The sequence below is a fragment of the Plantactinospora sp. BB1 genome, from assembly GCF_003030385.1.
Taxonomy (GTDB): Bacteria; Actinomycetota; Actinomycetes; order Mycobacteriales; family Micromonosporaceae; genus Plantactinospora.
Map to the genome: position 1 here is coordinate 8,080,958 of NZ_CP028159.1, position 20,782 is coordinate 8,101,739.

General features: G+C 72.6%; 21 protein-coding genes and 1 riboswitch. Of the genes, 13 read left to right on the forward strand and 8 right to left on the reverse strand.

Annotated features, from left to right (window positions below; genetic code table 11):
- Positions 1 to 300: 300 nt before the first annotated feature.
- Positions 301 to 1,335, reverse strand: coding sequence for a mechanosensitive ion channel family protein (locus C6W10_RS35455; protein WP_107264544.1), 1,035 nt, complete (start codon positions 1,333 to 1,335; stop codon positions 301 to 303).
- 368 nt (positions 1,336 to 1,703) lie between these two features.
- Here C6W10_RS35455 and C6W10_RS35460 point away from each other — a divergent pair, with 368 nt between their 5' ends.
- On the forward strand, positions 1,704 to 2,237 hold the full coding sequence (locus C6W10_RS35460) for an HNH endonuclease (protein ID WP_107263344.1): 534 nt from the start codon (positions 1,704 to 1,706) through the stop codon (positions 2,235 to 2,237).
- A 143-nt stretch (positions 2,238 to 2,380) separates the two neighbouring features.
- Here the strand turns inward: C6W10_RS35460 and C6W10_RS35465 are convergent, their stop codons facing one another.
- From C6W10_RS35465 to C6W10_RS35475, 3 genes are all read right to left on the reverse strand, one after another.
- The gene (locus tag C6W10_RS35465; RefSeq protein WP_107263345.1) at positions 2,381 to 3,208 is read right to left on the reverse strand and encodes a class F sortase; all 828 of its coding nucleotides are present in this window, start codon (positions 3,206 to 3,208) and stop codon (positions 2,381 to 2,383) included.
- A gap of 14 nt (positions 3,209 to 3,222) precedes the next feature.
- Positions 3,223 to 3,744, reverse strand: coding sequence for a hypothetical protein (locus C6W10_RS35470; protein WP_234361536.1), 522 nt, complete (start codon positions 3,742 to 3,744; stop codon positions 3,223 to 3,225).
- 149 nt (positions 3,745 to 3,893) lie between these two features.
- Positions 3,894 to 4,346 carry an Lrp/AsnC family transcriptional regulator gene (locus C6W10_RS35475; RefSeq protein WP_107263346.1) on the reverse strand — a complete coding sequence of 151 codons (453 nt, stop codon included), beginning with the start codon at positions 4,344 to 4,346 and terminating at the stop codon, positions 3,894 to 3,896.
- A 148-nt stretch (positions 4,347 to 4,494) separates the two neighbouring features.
- On the opposite strand from C6W10_RS35475, the gene C6W10_RS35480 reads away from it, so the two are divergent.
- From C6W10_RS35480 to C6W10_RS35495, 4 genes are all read left to right on the forward strand, one after another.
- On the forward strand, positions 4,495 to 5,454 hold the full coding sequence (locus C6W10_RS35480; protein ID WP_107263347.1) for a tryptophan 2,3-dioxygenase: 960 nt from the start codon (positions 4,495 to 4,497) through the stop codon (positions 5,452 to 5,454).
- A 54-nt stretch (positions 5,455 to 5,508) separates the two neighbouring features.
- The gene (gene kynU, locus C6W10_RS35485; protein ID WP_107263348.1) at positions 5,509 to 6,789 is read left to right on the forward strand and encodes a kynureninase; all 1,281 of its coding nucleotides are present in this window, start codon (positions 5,509 to 5,511) and stop codon (positions 6,787 to 6,789) included.
- A 169-nt stretch (positions 6,790 to 6,958) separates the two neighbouring features.
- The gene (locus C6W10_RS35490; RefSeq protein ID WP_107263349.1) at positions 6,959 to 7,237 is read left to right on the forward strand and encodes a hypothetical protein; all 279 of its coding nucleotides are present in this window, start codon (positions 6,959 to 6,961) and stop codon (positions 7,235 to 7,237) included.
- Positions 7,238 to 7,241: 4 nt separating this feature from the next.
- Positions 7,242 to 7,667 carry a DUF5130 family protein gene (locus C6W10_RS35495; protein ID WP_234359681.1) on the forward strand — a complete coding sequence of 142 codons (426 nt, stop codon included), beginning with the start codon at positions 7,242 to 7,244 and terminating at the stop codon, positions 7,665 to 7,667.
- Positions 7,668 to 7,741: 74 nt separating this feature from the next.
- On the opposite strand, the gene C6W10_RS35500 is transcribed toward C6W10_RS35495, so the two are convergent.
- Both C6W10_RS35500 and pepN read right to left on the reverse strand, forming a co-directional pair.
- Complete coding sequence (locus tag C6W10_RS35500; protein WP_107264546.1) at positions 7,742 to 8,305, reverse strand: Uma2 family endonuclease; 564 nt, start codon at positions 8,303 to 8,305, stop codon at positions 7,742 to 7,744.
- Between the two features lie 190 nt (positions 8,306 to 8,495).
- The gene (pepN, locus tag C6W10_RS35505) at positions 8,496 to 11,048 is read right to left on the reverse strand and encodes an aminopeptidase N (RefSeq protein ID WP_107263351.1); all 2,553 of its coding nucleotides are present in this window, start codon (positions 11,046 to 11,048) and stop codon (positions 8,496 to 8,498) included.
- A 219-nt stretch (positions 11,049 to 11,267) separates the two neighbouring features.
- Here pepN and C6W10_RS35510 point away from each other — a divergent pair, with 219 nt between their 5' ends.
- The 3 genes from C6W10_RS35510 (at position 11,268) to C6W10_RS35520 (ending at position 13,995) form a co-directional block, all read left to right on the forward strand.
- Entirely contained in the window at positions 11,268 to 11,897 is a 630-nt protein-coding gene (locus C6W10_RS35510; protein ID WP_107263352.1) for a DsbA family protein, read from the forward strand.
- Positions 11,898 to 12,009: 112 nt separating this feature from the next.
- Entirely contained in the window at positions 12,010 to 13,362 is a 1,353-nt protein-coding gene (locus C6W10_RS35515) for a DUF1015 family protein (protein WP_234361537.1), read from the forward strand.
- Between the two features lie 159 nt (positions 13,363 to 13,521).
- Complete coding sequence (locus tag C6W10_RS35520) at positions 13,522 to 13,995, forward strand: ribose-5-phosphate isomerase (protein ID WP_107263353.1); 474 nt, start codon at positions 13,522 to 13,524, stop codon at positions 13,993 to 13,995.
- A 39-nt stretch (positions 13,996 to 14,034) separates the two neighbouring features.
- Here C6W10_RS35520 and C6W10_RS35525 read toward each other — a convergent pair whose 3' ends face one another.
- Entirely contained in the window at positions 14,035 to 14,346 is a 312-nt protein-coding gene (locus C6W10_RS35525; RefSeq protein ID WP_107263354.1) for a hypothetical protein, read from the reverse strand.
- A gap of 370 nt (positions 14,347 to 14,716) precedes the next feature.
- Between C6W10_RS35525 and C6W10_RS35530 the strand changes: the two genes are divergently transcribed.
- Entirely contained in the window at positions 14,717 to 15,262 is a 546-nt protein-coding gene (locus C6W10_RS35530) for a hypothetical protein (protein WP_107263355.1), read from the forward strand.
- A 154-nt stretch (positions 15,263 to 15,416) separates the two neighbouring features.
- Positions 15,417 to 16,538, forward strand: coding sequence for a glycosyltransferase family 2 protein (locus C6W10_RS35535; RefSeq protein ID WP_159104877.1), 1,122 nt, complete (start codon positions 15,417 to 15,419; stop codon positions 16,536 to 16,538).
- Positions 16,539 to 16,657: 119 nt separating this feature from the next.
- Here C6W10_RS35535 and C6W10_RS35540 read toward each other — a convergent pair whose 3' ends face one another.
- Positions 16,658 to 17,392, reverse strand: a complete 735-nt coding sequence (locus tag C6W10_RS35540; RefSeq protein WP_107264548.1) for a polysaccharide deacetylase family protein — start codon at positions 17,390 to 17,392, stop codon at positions 16,658 to 16,660.
- Between the two features lie 332 nt (positions 17,393 to 17,724).
- On the opposite strand from C6W10_RS35540, the gene C6W10_RS35545 reads away from it, so the two are divergent.
- The 3 genes from C6W10_RS35545 (at position 17,725) to C6W10_RS35555 (ending at position 20,780) form a co-directional block, all read left to right on the forward strand.
- Positions 17,725 to 18,753 (forward strand): SDR family oxidoreductase, encoded by a 1,029-nt coding sequence (locus C6W10_RS35545; RefSeq protein WP_107263357.1) that lies wholly within the window; start codon positions 17,725 to 17,727, stop codon positions 18,751 to 18,753.
- A 255-nt stretch (positions 18,754 to 19,008) separates the two neighbouring features.
- A riboswitch (cyclic di-AMP (ydaO/yuaA leader) is annotated at positions 19,009 to 19,142 on the forward strand.
- Between the two features lie 3 nt (positions 19,143 to 19,145).
- Positions 19,146 to 20,168 carry a hypothetical protein gene (locus C6W10_RS35550; protein WP_107263358.1) on the forward strand — a complete coding sequence of 341 codons (1,023 nt, stop codon included), beginning with the start codon at positions 19,146 to 19,148 and terminating at the stop codon, positions 20,166 to 20,168.
- Positions 20,169 to 20,264: 96 nt separating this feature from the next.
- Positions 20,265 to 20,780, forward strand: coding sequence for an O-acetyl-ADP-ribose deacetylase (locus tag C6W10_RS35555; protein ID WP_107263359.1), 516 nt, complete (start codon positions 20,265 to 20,267; stop codon positions 20,778 to 20,780).
- Positions 20,781 to 20,782: the final 2 nt, after the last annotated feature.

Below are 20,782 nucleotides of genomic sequence, written 5' to 3' on the forward strand. Positions count from 1 at the left end.
TTTCAGACGTTCTGATCAGCAAGGTCTTCGTTACGCTCCGGGAGGGAGCTAGTTCTGGATTCTGCCCGATCGTATGACAACTGGCTAGGGCGAACGGATAGATCGTCACATCTGCGACTGGTCGAACGGACCATACCCGACCGCCCGCACGGTACGCGACCCCTGACGGCCGGCCCTCCGGCCAGGCCATCCGGTACCCGTACGGCACCGTCCGGCGTGGGCGGTGGCGCCCCGTACCGATGCCGGGTCAACCGGTCGGCGGGGCGCCGGTCGGCGTACCCGGAAAGGGTTGGGGGTGCCTCAGGTCGCTCCACCCTGGCCGGTCTCCCCGTCGGCCGGCGGGGTCGACGGCCGGGGGAACATCCTGGTCGCGGCGATGCCGGCGGTGATGCCGGAGTTCTCCAGCGCCTCGGCCAGCCGGCGGCGCAGCTCGCGGGAGACCGGGAGCTGCCCCTCGGCGGTGGTCTTGGCGACCGTCCGGATCACCGAACCGTCCACGGTGATCTGCTCGACCCCGACCACCTCGGGCGGCTCCACCAGCTCCGGCGCCAGCTCCGGGTCGACCGCGACCGAGGCGGCGGCGGTCCGTAGCACGGCGGTGGCCTCCTCGGTACGGGCGAAGCCGATCGGCATGTCCACCACGACCATCGCCCAGCCCTGGCTCTTGTTGCCGACCCGGATGATCTCGCCGTTGCGGATGTACCAGACCACCCCACGGGCGTCCCGGACGGTGGTGATCCGCAGGCCGACCGCCTCGACCACCCCGGTCGCCTCGCCGAGGTCCACCGTGTCGCCGACCCCGTACTGGTCCTCCAGCAGCATGAAGAGCCCGGCGAGCAGGTCCTTGACCAGCGTCTGTGCGCCGAACCCGAGGGCCAGGCCGGCGATGCCGGCGCTGGCCAGCAGCGGGGCGAGGTCGAAGCTGAGCTCGCTGAGGATCTGCAACACGGCGATCGCGAAGACCACCGCCGTGGTCATGCTGCGCAGCACCGAGCCGATCGCCTCGGCCCGCTGCCGGCGCCGTTCGGGTACCACCGCCTGCGGGTCGGGCGCGGCGCTGGGGATCCGTTCGCGCAGCGGCCGGAGTACCGCCGGGATCCGGCTCTCCGAGGTGCTGCGTACCAGCCGGTTGATGGTCCGGTGCAGCAGGAACCGGAGCAGGACCGCCACCAGCAGGATCAGCACGATCGTGGCCGGCTTGATCAGGAAGAGGTTGCTGCCCTCGGCGAACCACGCCGACTTGGTCACCCGGTAGACCTGGTCGCAGAGCGGGTTGTCCAGGCAGCTCGGCTTCGGGTCCGGCGTCTCGGGGGCCGGCGTCGCGGCGTGTGGCATTCCGAGTACGGCGGCGGTGATCAGCGTCGCGGGGTTCACGAATGCCTTCGTACCGTACCGACGTCCGGCGGTCTCGGCCGACCCGCCGGCACGTGGCGGACGCCGCCGTCCCCCGACCGGGTCGGGCCGGGGGTCGGGACGGAACCGGTCATCTTGCCACGGGACGTGAAAGCTTTCTGCGGGACCCCCGATTAGTACGTGCAATCGCGTCGGCTATCGGGGACTATTGGCGCACGGACGCCGGTGATCGGCCGGCGTCGGCCGTGGTCTGGGCGGTCGTCGGCGCCTGCTGCCGACCAGCACCGGGCCGGGGCCGGCACCAGGCGGGCGAGGGAGCGGACGAGAAAACAACCGAGAGGGTGAGCGCGATGCCTGACATACGACCCACGGTGGGCTCCGGAGCGTTGGTGCTCAATGCCACCTATGAGCCGCTGTGTGTCGTTTCAGTGCGTCGGGCCGCCATCCTGGTTCTCTCCGCCAAGGCCGTCTGCGTGGCCGACGGGGAGGGGATCCTGCACAGTGCCCGCAACTCCCTGCCGGTGCCGTCGGTCGTCCGGCTGACCCGGTTCGTCCGGGTGCCCTACCGGACGCACGTCGGGCTCTCCCGCCGGGCCATCTTCGCCCGGGACAACTGGCGCTGCGTCTACTGCCGGGGCCCGGCCGAGACCATCGACCACGTCTTCCCGCGCAGCCGGGGCGGCCGGCACGCCTGGGAGAACGTCGTCGCGGCCTGCGCGAAGTGCAACCACACCAAGGGCGACAAGACTCCGGCGGAGCTGGGCTGGCGGCTGCACTCGCTGCCGACCGCGCCGAAGGGCATCGCGTGGCGGGTGCTGGGGCACCGGGCCCCGGACCCGCGCTGGGCGGACTGGCTCGACCTGCGCGAGGCCGAGGCGGCCTGAGGCCAGCCAGACCCACAACGGTCTGGGCGCCGGCATCCAGCCGCGCCGCCGCCGCCCGCCGCGCCGTTCGCCACCACCACCACCACCACCACCGCCCGCCGCGCCGTTCACCCGCACCGGGAACCGCGCGGCGGTGCGCGCGGTCAGGTGTGCCGGGCCGAGACCAGGGACGCGAAGACGATGACGTTGTCGGCGTACCCGGTGGAGCCGCCCACCCAGCGCCCGCCGCAGGTGATCAGCCGCAGCGACGGCCGGCTGAAGTCGCCGTAGACCTGGTCGACCGGCAGCTCCGACTTGTTGTACCGCCTGACGGAGTTGACCTCGAAGACCGCCACCGACTCGTCTTCCCGGTCCACCTCGATCTTGGCACCGGGGCGGAGCCCGGAGAGGTCGTGGAAGACGGCCGGCCCGGTCCGGGTGTCGACGTGCCCGACGATCACCGACGGCCCGTACTGGCCCGGGGTCGGGCTCTGGCTGTACCAGCCGGCCTCGTCGCGGCGGTCCGACGCCGGCACCTCGATGGTGCCGTCCGGTGCGACCCCGACCGGATGCACCGGCGCGTCCAGATCGAGCGACCGGATGCCGATCGCGACCGGCGGGCTCGACTCCAGCACCGGGAACTTGCGCGGCGGTGCCGGGGCGCCGAACGGCAGCCCGCTGGGCAGCAGGGTGATCCCGGTGACGCTCTGCACCCCGAAGAGGGTGACGAGGATGCCGAGCAGCAGGCTGATCACCGGTACCGGCCCGGGGCGGCGGGCCCAACCGCGCCGGCCCGCCCGCCGGGGCGGTCGGGGTGGCGCGGCGGCCAGGGTGCCGGGCGGGGTGCCGTCGGCCGGATCCGGGCTGGTGATGCTGGCCGCGGTGGCCTGCCGGGCGAGCCGGGCCGTCCGGCGTCGCCACCGGTCGGTACGCGCCCACCACCGGCCCGTCCGGTCCCGCCACGTGCCACCGGCCGTGGGAGGGCGGAACATCGTCGGTCCGCGGGTCAGCTACTCGGTTCGGTACGCCGTCGCCGGCCGGCCACCCCGAACCCGATCGCGAGCACGACGATGCCGAGACCACCGACGATCATCAGCGTCCCGCCCGGGCCGCCGGCCGTACCGCCGCCACCGGTGGCCGGTCCCTGACTGCCCTGACTCATGTTCACCACGGTCAGCGTGGTGGTGGCGTTGTTGCCGTTCTGCTGGCAGGCCAGGTTGACCGCGTACGCCCCGGGAGCCTTGCTGCCCGGGATCGTCACCGACCCGGTCAGGAAGCCGTTGTCGGGGCGTACGATCACCCGGCCGAAGGCGTCCGAGTGCACCGTGGCCTGCTGGTTGTTCGCGCCGTCGCAGCTCGCCCGGATGTTGACCCGGGTACCCGCCTGGGCGGTGTTCGGGGTCACCTCGACGAAGGTGTTCGGTCCGGCCCGTACCGCGCCCGCGTTCCCGAGCAGCGGCCCGGGGACCAGCGTGGCGACGGTGACACCGGCGGCGATCGTACGGCCGACGACCTTGGCAGTGAGCATGATGTCCCTCCCCGGCGGTGCATCCCCTCGGCCGGGCACCCGTCGCATCGCCGCACGGGTCGGGTGCGCGACCGTCGTCGGGGGACGTGTTCCCACCGGTCCGGCGCACACACGCCTCCGGCGGGCCGACAACCGGACGATTGCCCTGGTCAGGCGCCTGAGGTGGGTGGGATGGGCAGCACCGGGTGCCAGTCCAGCGGGCTGGAGAGCACCATCGTGCTCGACGGCTGCCCGTACGGGGCGAGACGGTCGATGACCTGCTCGAACGCCTCGATCGACCCGGCCGCGACCTTCAGCATCGAGCAGGCGTCCCCGGTGATCCGGTGGATCTCCAGGATTTCCGGCCAGCTCGGCACGTCCGGGTCCCGAAGGATGCAGCGCGCCCCGTAACAGGACATCCGGATCATCGCCACCACGTTCCGGCCGGCCCGGGCCAGGTCGACGTGTGCGTGGTACCCGGTCACCACGCCGGACTCCTCCAGCCGGCGGACCCGTTCGGCGACGGCCGGCGGGGAGAGGTGCACCCGGCGGGAGAGTTCGCTGAACGAGAGCCGGGCATCGGCCTGGAGTTCCCGGAGCAGTGCCCAGTCCATGTCGTCCACCGCTGCCTCACTCTCCGTGACGTAATCGTGAACCTCGGATCGACCTTCCGAACGTTAAGCCAATTCAACACCGAACCGTAGAACCGTCGAATCCCGGCCGGCAGCGCCGTTGGTCCGGCATTCCGTCCGGCGCCGGACGGGAGAGATCATGACCCTAGTGCGTAACGGAACGGAGGCGGCAGTGGAGAGCGGAACGGAGGCGACGGTGGAGAGCATCCAACGGCAGCGGCGACCCGGTCGACCCCGGGTACGCCCGGTGAACGCCGCCCAGCGGGCCGCCCGGGCGGCGGCCAACGGTGGCGAGCCGACCCTGGAACCGGCCGGGCGGACGCCGTACGACGCGTACGTGCACGCGAGCACCCTGCACCGCCTCCAGCAGCCGCTGAGCCAGGATCCGGGCGAGATGTCGTTCCTGATGGTCAGCCAGATCATGGAGCTGTACTTCGGGCTGACCTGCTTCGAACTGCGCGAGGCGCGGCAGCGGCTGCGCGTCGACGACCTGTGGGGGGCGCTCGCCCCGCTGCACCGGGCGGCGCTGCACCTGGAGGGGCTCAACGCGGCCTGGCGGGGACTGCGCTGGATGACCCCGGCGGACTTCAACCGGTTCCGCAACCTGCTCGGCGAGGGCTCCGGATTCCAGTCCGCGATGTACCGGCAGTTGGAGTTCCTGCTCGGGCTGAAGACCGCCACCCTGGTCCGGCCCTTCCACCGGCAGCCGGAGGTCTACGCCGAACTGGTGGAGACGCTCCGGGCGCCGAGCCTCTGGGACGAGGTGACCGCCCTGCTGGCCCGTCGCGGCTTCCCGCTGCCGGAGACGCTGCTGCACCGGGACTTCTCCGGCGACGCCGAACCGAGCGCCGAGCTGACCGCCGCCTGGGTGGAGATCTACGCCGACACCGGACCCGACAACCAGTTGCGACAGCTCGGCGAGACCCTGGTGGAGATCGCCGAGCAGTTCGACGACTGGCGCCACCAGCACCTCAAGGCGGTACGCCGGACCATGGGCGCCAAGGTCGGCACCGGCGGGTCGGCCGGCGCGGCCTGGCTGCGCCGGAGCATGGCCCGGGAGGTCTTCCCCGAGCTGTGGGCCGCCCGGACCGACATGTAGCGCGGGCGGCTACCGTTCCGTGCCGAAGGCGAGCGACAGAGGAGTGACGAGCGGATGACCACCCCGGAGCAGGAGGAGGCGGCCCGGCGCCGCGACGAGGCCGACCCCGGGCACCGGCACCTCTTCCACGTGCCCCCGGCCGAGGGCGGCCGGTACCCCGAGGCCGCCTACCTGGTCGGCAACTCGCTCGGGCTGCAACCCCGGGCCGCCCGGGCCGACATCGACGCCGAACTGGAGACCTGGGCCAGGCTCGGCGTCTCGGGTCACTTCTCCGGCGACCGGCCGTGGGTGCCGTCGTACCGCTCACTCACCGGGCCGAGCGCCTCGCTGGTCGGCGCGCTGCCGGCCGAGACCGTGGTGATGAACTCGCTGACGGTCAACCTGCACCTGCTGATGGTCTCGTTCTACCGGCCGACCGCCGGCCGCGACCGGATCCTGATCGAGGACGGCGCCTTCCCCTCCGACAGCTACGCGGTGCGCAGCCAGGCCCGGCACCACGGACTGGATCCGGACGAGACCGTCGTCCGGCTGCGCCCCCGTCCCGGCGAGGAGACCCTGCGCACCGAGGATGTCGTCGACTACCTCGACCGGGAGGGGCAGCGGGTGGCGCTGGTCCTGCTCGGCGGGGTCAACTACCTCACCGGCGAGCTGATGGACATCCCGGAGATCACCCGGGCGGGGCACCGGGCCGGCGCCATGGTCGGCTGGGACCTCGCGCACGCGGTCGGCAACGTACCGCTGGCGCTGCACGACTGGGACGTGGACTTCGCCGCCTGGTGCACCTACAAGTACCTGAACTCCGGGCCGGGGGCGTTGGCCGGGGCGTTCGTGCACGAACGGCACCTCGGCGACCCGGCGATCGACCGGTTCGAGGGCTGGTGGGGCACTGACGAGGCGACCCGGTTCGAGATGGCACCGGTCTCCCGGCCACCGGCCACCGTGGAGGCGTGGCTGATCTCCAATCCACCGGTACTCGCGATGGCGCCGATGCGCAGCGCCCTGGCCATCTTCCAGCAGGTCGGGATGCCCGCGCTGCGGGCCCGCAGCGAGCGGTTGACCGGCTATCTCGAAGGACTGCTCGACCAGATCACCCCCGACCGGCCCCTCACCGTGCTCACCCCGCGCGACCCGGCCCGGCGCGGCTGCCAGCTCTCCGTCCGGATCGGCCAGGGCGGGGCCGCCGCGCTGACCGAGCGGCTCTCCAAGGAGTACGGCGTGGTCGTCGACGACCGGGAGCCGGACGTGATCCGGTTCGCCCCGGTCCCGCTCTACTCGACGTACCACGACTGCTGGCGGGCGGCCGAGGCGCTGGCCCGGCTCGTCGACGGGGCCTGATCCGAGCGCCGCGCGGGCCGGATCGGCACCCCGAGATCTGGTGGGCGGCGGTTTCCGATACCGTGAACGGCGACCGGGTCGGTCGGGTGGACACCTTCGCCACCTGCTCCGACCGGCACGATGATCCCGTTTTCGCCTGGGGGCGTTGAGGTTGTCTGTTTCCGACACGTTGCTGGTCTTCGTTGCCATCCCGGCCGCCGCGGTGCTCGTGATCACCGTGCTGGCCCGGGCCGGCAAGAGCGGCCGTAACGCCCGGCGTTACCGCCCGGGGCGGCCCTTCGAGTTCACTCCGGTCTGGTTCCTCTCCTCGCCCGAGCACCTGACCGAGTCCGCCCGGAACGCGCTGCCGGCCGGCGCCGAGGCCCGGGCCCTGAGCAGCGGCGAGATCGAGACCATCAGCGCGCCGAAGCGCGCCGGCGTGACAGGGGGCGCAAGTGACCGCTGGTAAGAGCGTGGCGACGGCCGAACGGCCCGAGGCCGAGGTCGGACCGAGCGCCACCACCCGGCCGGACGTGCTCGACGGGCCGTTCACCACCCGCCAGCTCCTCCGGATCGACGAGGCGCTGCGGATCGCCGACGAGTCGACCGGGCTGGTCTTCACCGTCTACGTCGGTCCGCTGACCGAACCGGTACGCGAGCACGCGCAGCGGCTGCACCTGGAGCTGGTCGACCCGGCCCGCGCCGTACTCGTCGCCCTCTCGCCGAACCAGCGGGTGCTGGAGATCGTCACCGGCTCCGAGGCACGCAAGCGGATCCCGGACCGGGACGCCAAGCTGGCCGCGCTCTCCATGGTGGCCGCCTTCGGCGGCGGCGACCTGACCGGCGGCATCGTCAGCGGGCTGGACCAGCTCGCCACCCGGGCCGGCCGCGCCGCCTGACCCGGCGCCCGTCCGGCCGGTTCCGCGCTCGTCCCGGATTTCTCCGACCGCCCCGCCAACGGTCGGGCGGTCGGTCAGGACAGCCAGGTGCCCGGGGCGACCCGCACCGGAAACGGCACCTCGACCAGCTCGGTGCCGGTCGACGGGACCGAGCGGAGCAGCTCGTAGTGGCCGGCGGGGGCACGCAGATAGAGATGGGCGATCGGGCCCCGCTCGGCGCGTTCGATCCGCCAGTACGACTCGATACCGGCCTCGGCGTACAGGCCCAGCTTGGTGAACCGGTCGTGCCGCCGGCTGCTCGGCGACTCCACCTCGACCACCAGCGCCACGTCTGCCGGATCGGCCCACATGGCGTCCGGCGGGGCGCTCGGTCGCAGCACCGTGACGTCCGGGATCGCGTTGCCCCCCGGTACCCGGAGGCCAATCTCGCGGATCACCCGCCACTTCGGTGGGGTAGCGGCGCGTAGGGCGGCGCGGATCTCGTCGGCCAGCTCGTGGTGCTGGAAGTCGGCCGGAGGGGTCGCGTGGAGGCTCCCGTCGATGATCTCGTAGCGGTGCCCGTCCGCAGGCAGGGTGCGCAGATCGTCCTCGGTCCACCCCTGCTCGGGCGGATGCCACTCGTAGCGCGGTTGGGCCATCGAATCCACCTCCATCGGGAAGCCTAACGGCCCGGGCCGGCCGGCGGCCGCCCCCGCACCGCCCCGACCTGGGGTGGCGGTCGGAACGGGACGCACCTGGTGGCCGTACCCGAATCGCTTCCGGGCGCGACGACGGCGCCGGGCGTCGGATCGGATCCGGCGCCCGGCGGCGGTCAGTTCGGCGGCGAGGTCAGGCCGGTGACGCGGCGTCCTTGGCCCGGGCCCTGACCGCCCGGACCACCCCGTCGCGGCCCTCGGCGACCAGCCGGCGCAGCGGCGCCGGATGACCCGACTCGGCCAGCCAGGCGTCGGTCATCCGGATGGTCTCCTCGCCGATCTGGTACGCCGGGTAGGCCAGCATCACGAACTCCTGCGCCGGCTCGCTGTCGCGGTTCTTCCAGATCTGGCCGACGACCTGGAAGAACCGCTCGGCGTACGGCGCGGTCAGCTCGACCTGCGCCGGGTGCTGGAAACCCTGGAGCAGCGCCCGGTGCCGCCAGTTCGGCAGCGCCTCGTCCCCGGTCAGGGTGCGCCACACCGTCTCCTTGTTCTCGGCGGTGGGCAGCAGCGCGTGCGCGAGCGCCGCCTCCCGCTCACCGCTCGACGTGCGGTCGGCGGCCAGCTCGGCGTCGACCTCGGCCCGTCCCGCCGCACCACCCGCGACCAGGGCGCGCAACACCGTCCAGCGCAGTTCGGTGTCGATGGTCAGGCCGGCCGGCACTCCGGTACCGTCCAGCCAGCCCCGGAGTACGGCCAGCTCCTCGTCGCTGCGGGCCGCCGAGGCGTAGGTGCGGGCCCAGGCCAGTTGCAGGCCGCTGCCCGGCTCGGCGGCGCCGAGCGCGCTCGCCGCGGTACGGGCGAACTCCGCCCAGCCGGTCGGCGCCCACTGCAGAGCGGCGTACGAGGTGAGCGTGGCGGCGACCTGCCGCAGCGTCGCGGTGACCAGGTTGATGTCGGTCTCGGCGGGCAGCCCGGCCAGCGCCAGCGCCACGTAGTCCCGGGCGGCCAGTTCGGCGTCCCGGACCATGTCCCAGGCGGCGGCCCAGCACAGGCCCCGGGCCAGCGACGACTCGAACGCGGCGATGTGCCGCACCACCGTCGCCATGGACCGCTCGTCGAGCCGCAGCTTGGCGTAGGTCAGGTCGTCGTCGTTGAGCAGCAGCACGTCCGGCGCGGCGACGCCGATGAGCTGGGGCAGCTCGGTGCGCTCGCCGACCACGTCGACCTCGATCCGGTCCCGCCGGACCAGCCGGTCGCCCCGCAGGTCGTAGAGGCCCACCCCGATCCGGTGCGTACGCAGCGTCGGGTGCTCGCTCGGCGCCTCCTGCCGGACCACCACCGACTCGTACGTCCCGTCCGGGCCGATCGACACCTCCGGGCGGAGCGTGTTGACCTGCGAGGTCTCCAGCCACTCGGCGGCGAACTTGCGCAGTTCCCGGCCGGAGGCCGCCTCCAGTTCGGTGAGCAGGTCGTCGAAGGTGGCGTTGCTCCAGGCGTACTTGCCGAAGTAGCTGCGCAGACCCTCCAGGAACGGCGCCTCCCCGACGTACGCGACGAGCTGCTTGAGCACGCTGGCGCCCTTGGCGTACGTGATGCCGTCGAAGTTGACCTCGACGGCCTCCAGGTCCGGCATCTCGCAGTAGACCGGGTGGGTGGAGGAGAGCTGGTCCTGCCGGTAGCCCCAGTTCTTCCGGATGGAGAGGAAGGTCGTCCAGGCGTCGGAGAACCGGGTGGCGTTGGTGTTGGCCCAGTGGCTGGCCCACTCGGCGAACGACTCGTTCAACCACAGGTCGTTCCACCAGCGCATGGTGACCAGGTCGCCGAACCACATGTGGGCCAGCTCGTGCAGGATCGTGTTGGCCCGCTGCTCGTACTCGAAGTCGGTCTCTTGCGAGCGGAACAGGTAGTGCGCCTCGGCGTGCGTGACGCAGCCGAAGTTCTCCATCGCGCCCGCGTTGAAGTCCGGCACCCACACCTGATCGTACTTCGGCAGCGGATAGCGGACGCCGAACTGCTGGTGGAAGAAGTCGAAGCCCTGGACGGTGATCAGGTTCAGGTCCGCCGAGTCGAGGTGCGGCGCCATGCTGGTCCGGCAGAAGTAGCCGAGGTCGAGACCGTCGTGCGTGTACCGCACCTCGTGGTAGGGACCGGCGCAGAGCGCGGTGATGTAGGTGCTCATCCGGACCGACTCGGCGAAGTGGACCGTCTTGGTGTCGTCGCCGGCCGGCTCCTCGCCGCTGACCGGCATGTTCGAGATGACCCGCCAGTGCGCCGGCACGGTCGCGTGCCAGGTGAAGACGCTCTTCAGGTCCGGCTGGTCGAAGCAGGCGAAGACCCGCTGCGCGTCGGCGGTCTCGAACTGGCTGTAGAGATAGGTCTCGCCGTCCACCGGGTCGACGCTGCGGTGCAGCCCCTGACCGCTGGAGGAGTAGAGGAAGTCGGCATCCACGACCAGGGTGTTCTCGGCGGCCAGACCGGTGAGGGTGAGGCCGTCCTCGGCCGACCAGCCGGAGAGGTCGACCGGGGTGCCGTTCAGCGTCGCGGAGCGTACCGAGTCGGCGGCCACCTCGATGAAGGTGCTGGCACCCGGCTCGGCGCACCGGAACCGGACCTCGGTCGTCGAACGGAAGGTGCGGCCGTCCGCGCCCAGCCCGGCGGACGACAGGTCCAGGCGGATGTCATAGCCGGTGACGTCGAGCAGACGACCCCGATCCGTCGCCTCGACCTGGGTCAGGTTACGCACTCCTGGCACGTGAATCTCCATCCGGTCTTCCCGCTGGCTGTCCCCGTTGACAGCACCGAGCCATCCCCACGGCTCGACGTCGAGTGTTTCATGCCGGCGGGAATGGCACTGGTGCTCCATGTCACGGTCTCATCCCGCTGTCGGTGCGGGGTACACGGGTGAAGATTTGTAACGGTGCCGCCGATTTCGGCCGCCCCCGACGACGAAGGGAGTCGCGCCGTGTCCGAGCGCGCGTCCGTTGACATGTTCTTCGACCCGATCTGCCCCTGGGCCTGGATCACCTCCCGCTGGCTGTTGGAGGTGGAGCAGGTCCGCGCCGTCGACATCCGGTTCCGGGTGATGAGCCTCGCGGTGCTCAACGAGGGCCGGGATGACCTTCCCGAGCAGTACCGGGAGGGGCTGAGGACCGCCTGGGGGCCGGTGCGGATCTGCATCGCGGTCGAGCAGCGGCACGGCTCCGAGGCGGTCGGCAAGCTCTACACCGCGCTCGGCAACCGGATCCACCTGGCCAAGGAGGAGCGGGGCCCGGAGCTGTACCGGGCGGCGCTGGCCGACGTCGGGCTGGACCCGGCGCTGGCCGAGGCCGCCGACTCCACCGAGTACGACGAGGCGCTGCGGGCCAGCCACAACGCCGGGATGAAGCCGGTCGGCCAGGACGTCGGCACCCCGGTGGTCCACGCTCCCGGCCCGGTGCCGGGGGAGACCGTCGCGTTCTTCGGTCCGGTGATCACCCCGGCTCCGAAGGGCGAGGCGGCCGGCCGGCTCTGGGACGGCGTACTCCTGGTCGCCGGCACGCCCGGCTTCTACGAGTTGAAGCGGACCCGTACCGAGGCGCCGAGCTTCGACTGAGCGCACCGCCGGGCGGTTCGGCCGGTACCCCACCGGTCCGGGCCGCCCACGGGGTGGAAACGGCCGGGGTATCCGTACGCCGGCTCCGGCACCGCCGGTAGCGTTCCGGCACATGACGGTCGTGCATCCGATCAGCCGCGCCTGGGTCACCACTGGCGGCACCGGCGCCCAGAACTACGACGAGTTCGCCGACGACGCCGAGATCACGGCGATCATCCGGGACAACCCAGCCAGCGCACTCGCGATCGAGATGCCGCACCGGGCGCCGGAGAGCGTCGGGCGGTCCTTCACCGAGGCGCTGCCGGACGCGGTCGCCCGGCTGGCGCAGGCGCGGGCGGACGGCAGCTACACCCCGGCCGAGCAGGTCGTGGTCCTCTACCGGATCACCGCGCCGGGCGAGGAGCCCGGTTACGGGATGTTCGCCATGGTCGACACCGACCAGATCTCCACCAGTGCGGACGAGCCCGGGCTGGTGATCCGCAACGAGGACGTCTTCATCGCCAAGGTGCGGGAGCGGGTGGCGCTCGCCGAGGCGACCGGTCATCTCCTCTCGCCGGTGCTGCTGCTCCAGACCGGCAACCGGGCCGGCGGCGACCCCGGCGCGAGCGACAGCGGTAGCGGCGCCAGCGATGGCGGCGGTGCGAGCGGTGGCGGCGGTGCGAGCGGTGGCGGCGCTGCGAGCGGCGGTGGCGGTGCGCGGCCGAATGCCGGCGAGGCGCTGCACCGGGCGCTGGCCGAGGCCACCGACGCCGCCGGCCCGCCGGCCGCGACCGACACCGACCAGGCGGGACGGACCCACGCCATCTGGCTGGAGGGGCCGGGGCCCCGCCAGGACGAGCTGCTGGCGCTGGCCGGTGCCGGAGAACTCGTCGTCGCCGACGGCAACCACCGCAGCCTGGCCGCGCAGATCGGCGAGCTGCCCCGGTTCCTCGCGGTGGTCACCACACCCGGCTCGGTGGCGATCCAGCCGTACAACCGGCTGGTCAGCGAGCTGACCAGCACCCCGGACGAGCTGCTCGACCGGCTGCGCGCGGCCGGCGCCCGGGTCGAGCAGGTGGCGGGTCCGGCGGCGGTACCGGACTCCGGCGGCACGATCCAGCTCTACGCGGCCGGCACGACCTACGCCGTCACCCTCCCCTCGGGCCCGGGCGGCGGGGTGGAGAACCTGGACCATGCGCTCGTCGAGCGGGTGCTGCTGCGGGACGCGCTCGGGCTCGACCCCGGCGACAAGCGGATCACGTACGTCGGTGGGGACTACCCGGCGCGGTGGCTGGTCGGCGAGGTCGACGCCGGCCGGGCGGAGCTGGCGATCCTGATCGCCCCGGTGACCGTGCAGGACTTCGTCGCGGTGAACCTGGCCCGGCAGAAGATGCCCCGCAAGAGCACCTGGTTCACCCCGAAGGCTCGGGCCGGCCTGGTCCTGGCCGAGCTGGGCCGGGACACGGCGGAGACGCCGCGCGACTGACCCTGCCGCGGACTGGCGGTACCCCGCCGTACGGTGCCGGGCGCTCGGCGATGTTCCGGGTGGCCCGGCCGGGTCCGTGGGCGGGGTCGGGTTGTGATCTGTCCGGCTGTCGCCGTGCCTGCCGGCGGGTGCCGGTGGCGGGCTGACAGACTGCGCGGTATGCGCGTCTATCTGGGATCCGACCATGCCGGCTACGAACTGAAGGTGCACCTGGCCAACCACCTGGCCAAGCAGGGCTACGAACTGGTGGACGTCGGGCCGTTCCTCTTCGACCCGGACGACGACTACCCGGTCTTCTGCCTGCACTGCGGGGCGCGGGTGGTGGCCGACCCGGGCAGCCTGGGCGTGGTGATCGGCGGCTCGGGCAACGGCGAGCAGATCGCCGCCAACAAGGTGGCCGGGGTGCGCGCCGCGCTCGCCTGGAACGTCGAGACCGCCCAGCTCGCCCGGGAACACAACGACGCGAACGTGGTCGCGGTCGGCGCCCGCCAGCACACCCTCGACGAGGCGACGGCGATCGTGGAGGCCTTCCTCAGCACGCCGTTCTCCGGCAACGAGCGGCACGCGCGGCGGATCGGACAGGTCGCCGAGTACGAGCGCTCCGGCGCGCTGCCGGCACTGCCGGCGTCGTAGCCGGACGGGCCGCCCGCCCCGCTGGTCGGTGGCGGGCGCTCAGCGACCGCCGCGCGGCAGCTCGTCCCGGGGTACCCAGTTGCGCCGGACCAGTACCAGACGTTCGGCCGCCTTCGCGAGGTCGGCCTCGGTCGGCCGGGCCGCGTCCCGGGCGCGCATCGCGGCCGCGACACTCACCTGGGAGGCGCCCGAGCCGATCAGCCCGCGCAGGCCGCGTTCCGCGTCCCGGTCGTCCCCGGCGCCCGGCCCGGTGCCCGGGTCACCGCCGCGACGCCCCTGTTCGGGTGTGCCGCCGCTGCCGCTCGACGGGTCGTGCCGCAGCCTCCGCCGTCGACGCTCCGGCTCGGTCATGTCGCCTCCTCGCTCCGCCCGTCGGCGTCATGACCGGCAGACCGGAGCTGGCAGGTGCCCTCGCTCCGCCCGGTCATGCTGCCGACCCTACCGGCCGGTGGCGTGCCGGTCCCGGCTCAGCAGCTCCCCGGACCGGCGGGTGCCCGGTGCCCGCCGAACGCGGCGGAGGTCCGGGCCGGGAGGTCGAACGACGTGGAGGTCATCGTCCCGGTCCGGTCGATCGGCTTCCGGTCCGGTCGATCGGCTTCCGGTCCGGTCGATCGGCTTCCGGTCCGGTCGATCGACGGCGGCTCGGCGCGGGCTTGGCCGGCTGGCTACCCTCGGAACTGGAGCGGGTTCCGGGCCCGAGCCGATGGGGAGGACGGGACAGATGGCAGACCAGACGCAGCCGTGGGCCGAGCGGACCGTCGAGATGCCGCCCGGTGCCGAGGGACCGGGGATGCCGCCGGGTCCCGAGGGCTTCCGGCGGGGTGTGGCGCAGGTCGGGGTGCCTCGGCCGCGTACCGAGCCGGAGGCGCCGCACGAGCCGACCGGTACGGGGTGGCCGGTGGTGGAGCAGGAGCGGGAGCAGCTTCCGCCGGGCTACCACTGGCGGCAGCTGCGCATCGGGCGGCACTGGAGCATGCTGGGCGGCCTCTTCGCCTTCGTCTGCTGGGGGATCTGGGCGATCTCGGCCCGGGGTGACCTGACCAGTCCGGTGGTCACCTTCGTGCTGACCCTCTTCGTCGCGGTCGGCCTCTTCGCGCTGGCCCGGCTCGTCGGCCGGGTCGTCTGGGAGCGTCAGCTCGGCAAGATCCGCCGTAGTGCCCGGGGCGCGCACCTGGTCACCGGGATCTTCCTGGCCGGGGTCGGGGTGGCGTACCTGCGCCAGACCGAGTGGGTGGTCGACCTGTGGAACTGGGTGGCGGGGCTCTGACCCTCCGGTACGCGAACCGGTTGACCGGTAGATCCGGACAGGTGTTGATCGAAGTGACAAATCACAATTTGGTCACTCGCTAGTTACTGAACGCGTGGCGCCCGATTACTCGGCGCTACTATTCGGTCTCCGTCCTCCCCCGGAGGTTTCCACGGTGACCCTGCTCAGCGTGATAGTCCCGGTCTACCAGGTGCGGGCGTACCTGGCCGACTGCCTGGACTCCATCCTCGACACGTCCTTCCGCGACCTCGAACTGGTGGCGGTGGACGACGGATCCCGCGACGGCAGCGGGGCGATCCTGGCCCGGTACGCCGAACGCGACTCCCGGCTGGTGGTGGTCACCCTCGACCGCAACCAGGGGCTCGGGGCGGCCCGCAACACCGGCCTGTCCCGGGCCACCGGCGAGTACGTGTGGTTCGTCGACGGCGACGACTGGCTGCCCGAGGGGAGCCTCACCGCCGTCGCCGAGCGGTTGACCCGGACCCGGCCCGACCTGCTGGTCACCGCGTACACCCGGTACTACCCGAACGGCGGGACCCGGCACCTGTCGCTCTCCCAGGTCGGTGCCGGAGGCCCGGGGCCGGATACCTTCACCCTCCGGCAGCGGCCGGCCCTGCTGTCGGTGCTGCACATCACCTGCAACAAGGTGATCCGGCGCCGGTTCCTCCTCGACCTCGGCCTGACCTTCGGACCCGGCTGGTACGAGGACGTCTCGTTCAGCTTTCCGCTGATGCTCGCCGCGCAGCGGATCGCCCTGCTGGACCGCTGCTGTTACGCGTACCGGCAGCGTCCCGAGGGTGCGATCACCGCGACGGTCAGCGACCGGCACTTCGAGGTCTTCGCGCACTGGGACCGGGTGCTGTCCGGGCTGGACGCGGACCCGGCGGTGCCGGCCGAACTGCGTCACCTGATCTTCCAGCGGATGATCTGGCACCTCTTGCAGGTGCTCGGCCATCCCCGACGGGTGCCGCCCGCGCGCCGCCGCGAGTTCTTCGCCGAGATCGTCACCCGGTACCGGGCGCACCTGCCACCCGCCGGCTACCAGCCGCCGGGCGGCGCCGTCGGGCTCAAGCACCGGCTGGTCGGTCGCGGAGCGTACGGGCTCTTCGCCGCGCTCCAGGCCGCGCGGCGGGCGCACGTCGGCGTGGTAACCCGGGTCCGGCACCCGCTGGGGTCGCGGCCGACGGCCGACGCCGCCGGGTCGGCACCGGTGGCCGCCGTGCCCGGCAGCCGGGTCGAGGCGGTACCCGGGGAGCTGACCGACCGGGTGAGTTGACCGACTGGTTGAGTTGACCGACCGGGTGGGCTGAGCCCGCCGGGCAGTGGGCACCGGCACACCCCGGGCGAACCGCTGGTTGAGCCTGATCCCCGCGCTCTTGGCGCCGGGCGGCCGGATCAGCCGTGTTCGCCGAGCGGGCCGACCCGCCAGCCCCGGCGGAGGCACTCCTCCAGCAGGTGGGGCAGGGCGGCGAGGCTGGCCCGCCAGGCACCCGGCGCGGAGGTGCAGTCGGAGTCGTGCAGCAGCACGGTGCCGCCGCCGGCCAGCCCGTCGCGCAGCGTGTCGAGTACCGAGGAGGGGGTCGCCGACCGGGTCCAGTCCCGCCCCCAGCAGGTCCAGAGCACCGGGGTCAGGTCCAGCCGGCGCGCGGCGATCAGGGCGGCGCCGCTGAACACCCCGTACGGCGGGCGGAAGAACCGGGGTACCCGTCCGGTCACCGCCCCGATCAGTTCCCGGGTCCGGGCCAGGTCGCGGTAGGTGGCGTGCGGCCCCCGGAGCAGCAGGTTCTGGTGCGCCCAGCCGTGCACCGCGACCTCGTGCCCGGCGGCGACGAGATCCAGCCCGAGTTCCGGCGTGCGGGCCAGCATCGAGCCGAGCAGGAAGAACGTCGCCCGGGTCCGGTGTGCGGCGAGGGTCTCGACGAAGAGCGGGGTGGAGGCCGGGTCGGGGCCGTCGTCGAAGGTGAGCGCGACGTGCCCCGGCGAGCCGCGTCCGCTCAGCCGGGGAAAGAACCGCAGCCGTACCCGGGGCAGTACCGTCACGGCCGGCACCACCTGGACGGCCAACGCGGCACCGACGGCCGCCGCCGGTACCGCGCCGCCGCGCACTTGTTCCTCCGCCCGCCGCACCATCACCCGCCGCACCCATCGCGGACGCCCGCCGCACCGTCACCCGCCGCACCGTCGTCCGCCGCACCCCTCGACGACGCCCGCCGCGTCGCGGACGCGGTTACCCGCCCGGCCGGGGTTCATCCTCACCCGGACGGGTGGCCCGGCCGGTCACTCCGACTGCCCGCCTCCTGCCCGGCTCCGCCTCTCCGCCTCTCCAGAGCCCCCGTCCGCACGTGCCGTTGCGGCCCGGCGTGCCGTGGCGGCCCGGCGACGGAGGGCGTCCGGGAGTTTGTCGGGGCGTCGGCCGGGTAGCCGGCGCGCGGCGACCGGGGAGGTTCGGGACGGGGGAGCGGATGCGGCGGCGACCTGCGGCGCGGGTGGCGGTGGTCACCGGAGCGAGTGCCGGGGTGGGCCGGGCAACGGCACGGCTGCTGGCCAGCCGGGGGATGCGGCTCGCCCTGCTGGCCCGGGGCGACACCGGCCTGCGGGGCGCCGCCGAGGACGTCCGGGCGGCCGGCGGCGTGGCGCTGCCGATCGAGACCGACGTGGCGGACTACCGCCAGGTGGAGGCGGCGGCGGAGCGGGCGACCAGCGAACTCGGGCCCATCGACCTCTGGGTCAACAACGCCATCGTCTCGGTCTTCGCGCCCTTCAAGGAGATCGGACCGGAGGAGTTCCGGCGGGTGACCGAGGTCTGCTATCTCGGGTACGTCCACGGCACCCGGGCCGCCCTCGACCGGATGCTGGCGCGCGGCAGCGGCACGATCGTGCAGGTCGGGTCGGCACTGGCCTACCGGTCGATCCCGCTCCAGTCCGCGTACTGCGGCGCGAAGCACGCCATCGCGGGCTTCACCGAGTCGCTGCGCTGCGAACTGCTGCACGACCGGAGCCCGGTCCGGCTCACCATGGTGCACCTGCCGGCGGTGAACACCCCGCAGTTCGACTGGGTACTGTCCCGGCTGCGCAACCGCGCCCAGCCGGTGCCACCGATCTACCAGCCCGAACTGGCGGCCCGGGCCATCGTGCACGCGGCCGACCGGCCGGGCCGGCGGGAGTACTGGGTCGGTGCCTCGACGGTCGGCACCATCCTCGGCAACCGGCTGGTGCCCGGCCTGCTCGACCGGTACCTGGCCCGGACGGGGTACTCCGGCCAGCAGACGGAGCAGCCGGCCGAGCGGGGTCGACCGGCGAACCTGTGGCACCCGGTCGACGACGGCACCGGGGTGGACCGGGGCGCGCACGGCTCGTTCGACACGCCGTACCGGACACGGAGTCCGCAACTCTGGCTGTCCCAGCACCGGGGCGCGGTGACAGCGGGTCTGCTCTCGGCCGGTACGGTGGCCGGTGTGCTGTTCGGCACAACGCCCTGGCGCCGACGGTGACCGGGGAATCACGCCACCGACCAACCTGGACACGTTTCCGCACGTCAGGCGGTTGATAACGCGCTTGGTAAATAGCCGACAGCAGCTAGTCGATAATGGCGGACAAAGCATGACCTTCGATGCGTCCGACGCGCCGTGATTACTGATAGTCGTTGTCCGGCAACGCTTTTACCCGCGAACGGGGCTTGCCATTCCGGAAGTGAAACCGGGTATGCTGTCTGCCGTTCATAGCCGCCGGATACCGCGTGGTGCCGGCGCTGATCGCCGCCTAATCGCCACCCGGCGAGCCGGGGACCCACGCACCCCTGGGGTGAATCCGCGCAAGCGGTAGGGACCACTTCCATCCCGAACCCGTCAGCTAACCCGGTCGGCGGCCGACGGAAGGGATACATGTGAGGGCACCCCTACGCCGAAGGCTGGCGACTGCCCTGGCACTGCTCACCGCCGCAGCTCTGGTCGTGGTCCCGTCGGAGGCGTCGGCGGCGCCCGCGCCGAAACCGGCCCCCCAGGAGGAGGCCGACTCGCCGGTGCTCGGAGACGTGCTCGCCAGCGCCGGCAAGCGGCTCGCCGAGGCGAAGGCCGAGCGCAGCAAGTCCCAGCGGCGGCAGCAGCAGCTCGGCAACCAGTTGAAGCAGGCGGAGGCCAGGCTGGCGGCGCTCACGCCGGAGGCGAGCCAGATCGCGGCCGAGTCCTACCGCAGCGGCAAGCTCAGCGCCATCTCGATGCTGTTGAGCAACAACTCGTCCGACTCCTCGTCGAACTCGTTCATCGAGCGGGCCTCGGCGCTCAACGAGCTGAACCTGTTCAACAACAGCAAGCTCCGGGCGCTCAACGAGGCGCGCAACGAGGTCGGCGCGGCCAAGAAGGCGATCGACGAGGAGGTCGCCAAGCAGGCCGCGCAAGAGAAGATCATCCAGAAGCAGCAGTCGGACGCGAAGAAGGCGCTCGCCCTGGTGGGCGGCAACTCGCGCCCCGACAAGGGGCTGGTGGCGGCCACCTCGCCGGTCGCCCGGCCGGGGCCGGGGATGGCGGACGGCTTCCCCGGGCTGCCGTGCAACAAGAAGGACCCGACCACCAGCGGCTGCATCACCGCCCGGACGCTCCACATGTACAACGAGGTGCGTCGGGCGGGCTTCAAGAGGTTCGTCGGCTGCTTCCGGCCCGGTGGGCCGTTCGAGCATCCGAAGGGCCGGGCCTGTGACTGGTCGCTGCGCAACTCCGGGTTCAGCCGGGCTGCCAACGACGACCAGATGAAGTACGGCAACGACCTGGCCGCGTTCCTGATCCGCAACGCGGACCGGCTCGGCATCCTCTACGTGATCTGGTACAAGGAGATCTGGTTCCCGGACGAGGGCTGGAGTTCCTACAGCGGTCCGAGTGACCACACCGACCACGTGCACGTCTCGATGCTGTAGCCCGAGCCAACGCCACCGCCCCGTCACCTGTCCGCTCAGGTGACGGGGCGGTGGTGTTGTGCGGACAGGTCGCCGGTCGACTGGCATCATCGGCGGATGGCCACCATCGAAGTCGTGCTGGGCGACATCACCCGGGAGCACGTGGACGCGATCGTCACCGCCGCCAACGAGTCGTTGCTGGGTGGCGGCGGTGTGGACGGTGCCATCCACCGGGCGGCCGGTCCGCGGCTCGCCGAGGCGGGCGGGGCGATCGCCCCCTGCCCAGCCGGCGAGGCGGTGGCGACCCCGGCGTTCGACCTCGACCCGCCGGTCCGGCATGTCATCCACACCGTCGGCCCGGTCTGGGAGGGCGGCGGGTACGGCGAAGCCGAGCTGCTCGCCTCCTGCTACCGCCGCTGCCTGGCGGTCGCCGACGAGGTGGGCGCGCGCAGCGTCGCCTTTCCGGCCATCGCCACCGGGGTCTACGGGTTTCCGGCCGACCGGGCGGCGCGGATAGCGGTGCAGACGCTCCGCTCCACTCCGTCGGCGGTCGAGTCGATCCGACTGGTCGCCTTCGACGAGAAGACCCGGGGCCTGATCCAGGCGGCCCTCGACGGTGCGGACCCCGCCTGACC

What these genes read in the sequence shown, in the direction of transcription:
- C6W10_RS35455 (WP_107264544.1), bottom strand. Translation starts at nt 1,335, where the DNA reads ATGCCACACGCCGCGACGCCGGCCCCCGAGACGCCGGACCCGAAGCCG.
- C6W10_RS35460 (WP_107263344.1), top strand. Translation starts at nt 1,704, where the DNA reads ATGCCTGACATACGACCCACGGTGGGCTCCGGAGCGTTGGTGCTCAAT.
- C6W10_RS35465 (WP_107263345.1), bottom strand. Translation starts at nt 3,208, where the DNA reads ATGTTCCGCCCTCCCACGGCCGGTGGCACGTGGCGGGACCGGACGGGC.
- C6W10_RS35470 (WP_234361536.1), bottom strand. Translation starts at nt 3,744, where the DNA reads ATGCTCACTGCCAAGGTCGTCGGCCGTACGATCGCCGCCGGTGTCACC.
- C6W10_RS35480 (WP_107263347.1), top strand. Translation starts at nt 4,495, where the DNA reads ATGACCCTAGTGCGTAACGGAACGGAGGCGGCAGTGGAGAGCGGAACG.
- kynU (WP_107263348.1), top strand. Translation starts at nt 5,509, where the DNA reads ATGACCACCCCGGAGCAGGAGGAGGCGGCCCGGCGCCGCGACGAGGCC.
- C6W10_RS35500 (WP_107264546.1), bottom strand. Translation starts at nt 8,305, where the DNA reads ATGGCCCAACCGCGCTACGAGTGGCATCCGCCCGAGCAGGGGTGGACC.
- C6W10_RS35515 (WP_234361537.1), top strand. Translation starts at nt 12,010, where the DNA reads ATGACGGTCGTGCATCCGATCAGCCGCGCCTGGGTCACCACTGGCGGC.
- C6W10_RS35520 (WP_107263353.1), top strand. Translation starts at nt 13,522, where the DNA reads ATGCGCGTCTATCTGGGATCCGACCATGCCGGCTACGAACTGAAGGTG.
- C6W10_RS35525 (WP_107263354.1), bottom strand. Translation starts at nt 14,346, where the DNA reads ATGACCGAGCCGGAGCGTCGACGGCGGAGGCTGCGGCACGACCCGTCG.
- C6W10_RS35530 (WP_107263355.1), top strand. Translation starts at nt 14,717, where the DNA reads ATGGCAGACCAGACGCAGCCGTGGGCCGAGCGGACCGTCGAGATGCCG.
- C6W10_RS35540 (WP_107264548.1), bottom strand. Translation starts at nt 17,392, where the DNA reads ATGGTGCGGCGGGCGGAGGAACAAGTGCGCGGCGGCGCGGTACCGGCG.
- C6W10_RS35545 (WP_107263357.1), top strand. Translation starts at nt 17,725, where the DNA reads ATGCGGCGGCGACCTGCGGCGCGGGTGGCGGTGGTCACCGGAGCGAGT.
- C6W10_RS35555 (WP_107263359.1), top strand. Translation starts at nt 20,265, where the DNA reads ATGGCCACCATCGAAGTCGTGCTGGGCGACATCACCCGGGAGCACGTG.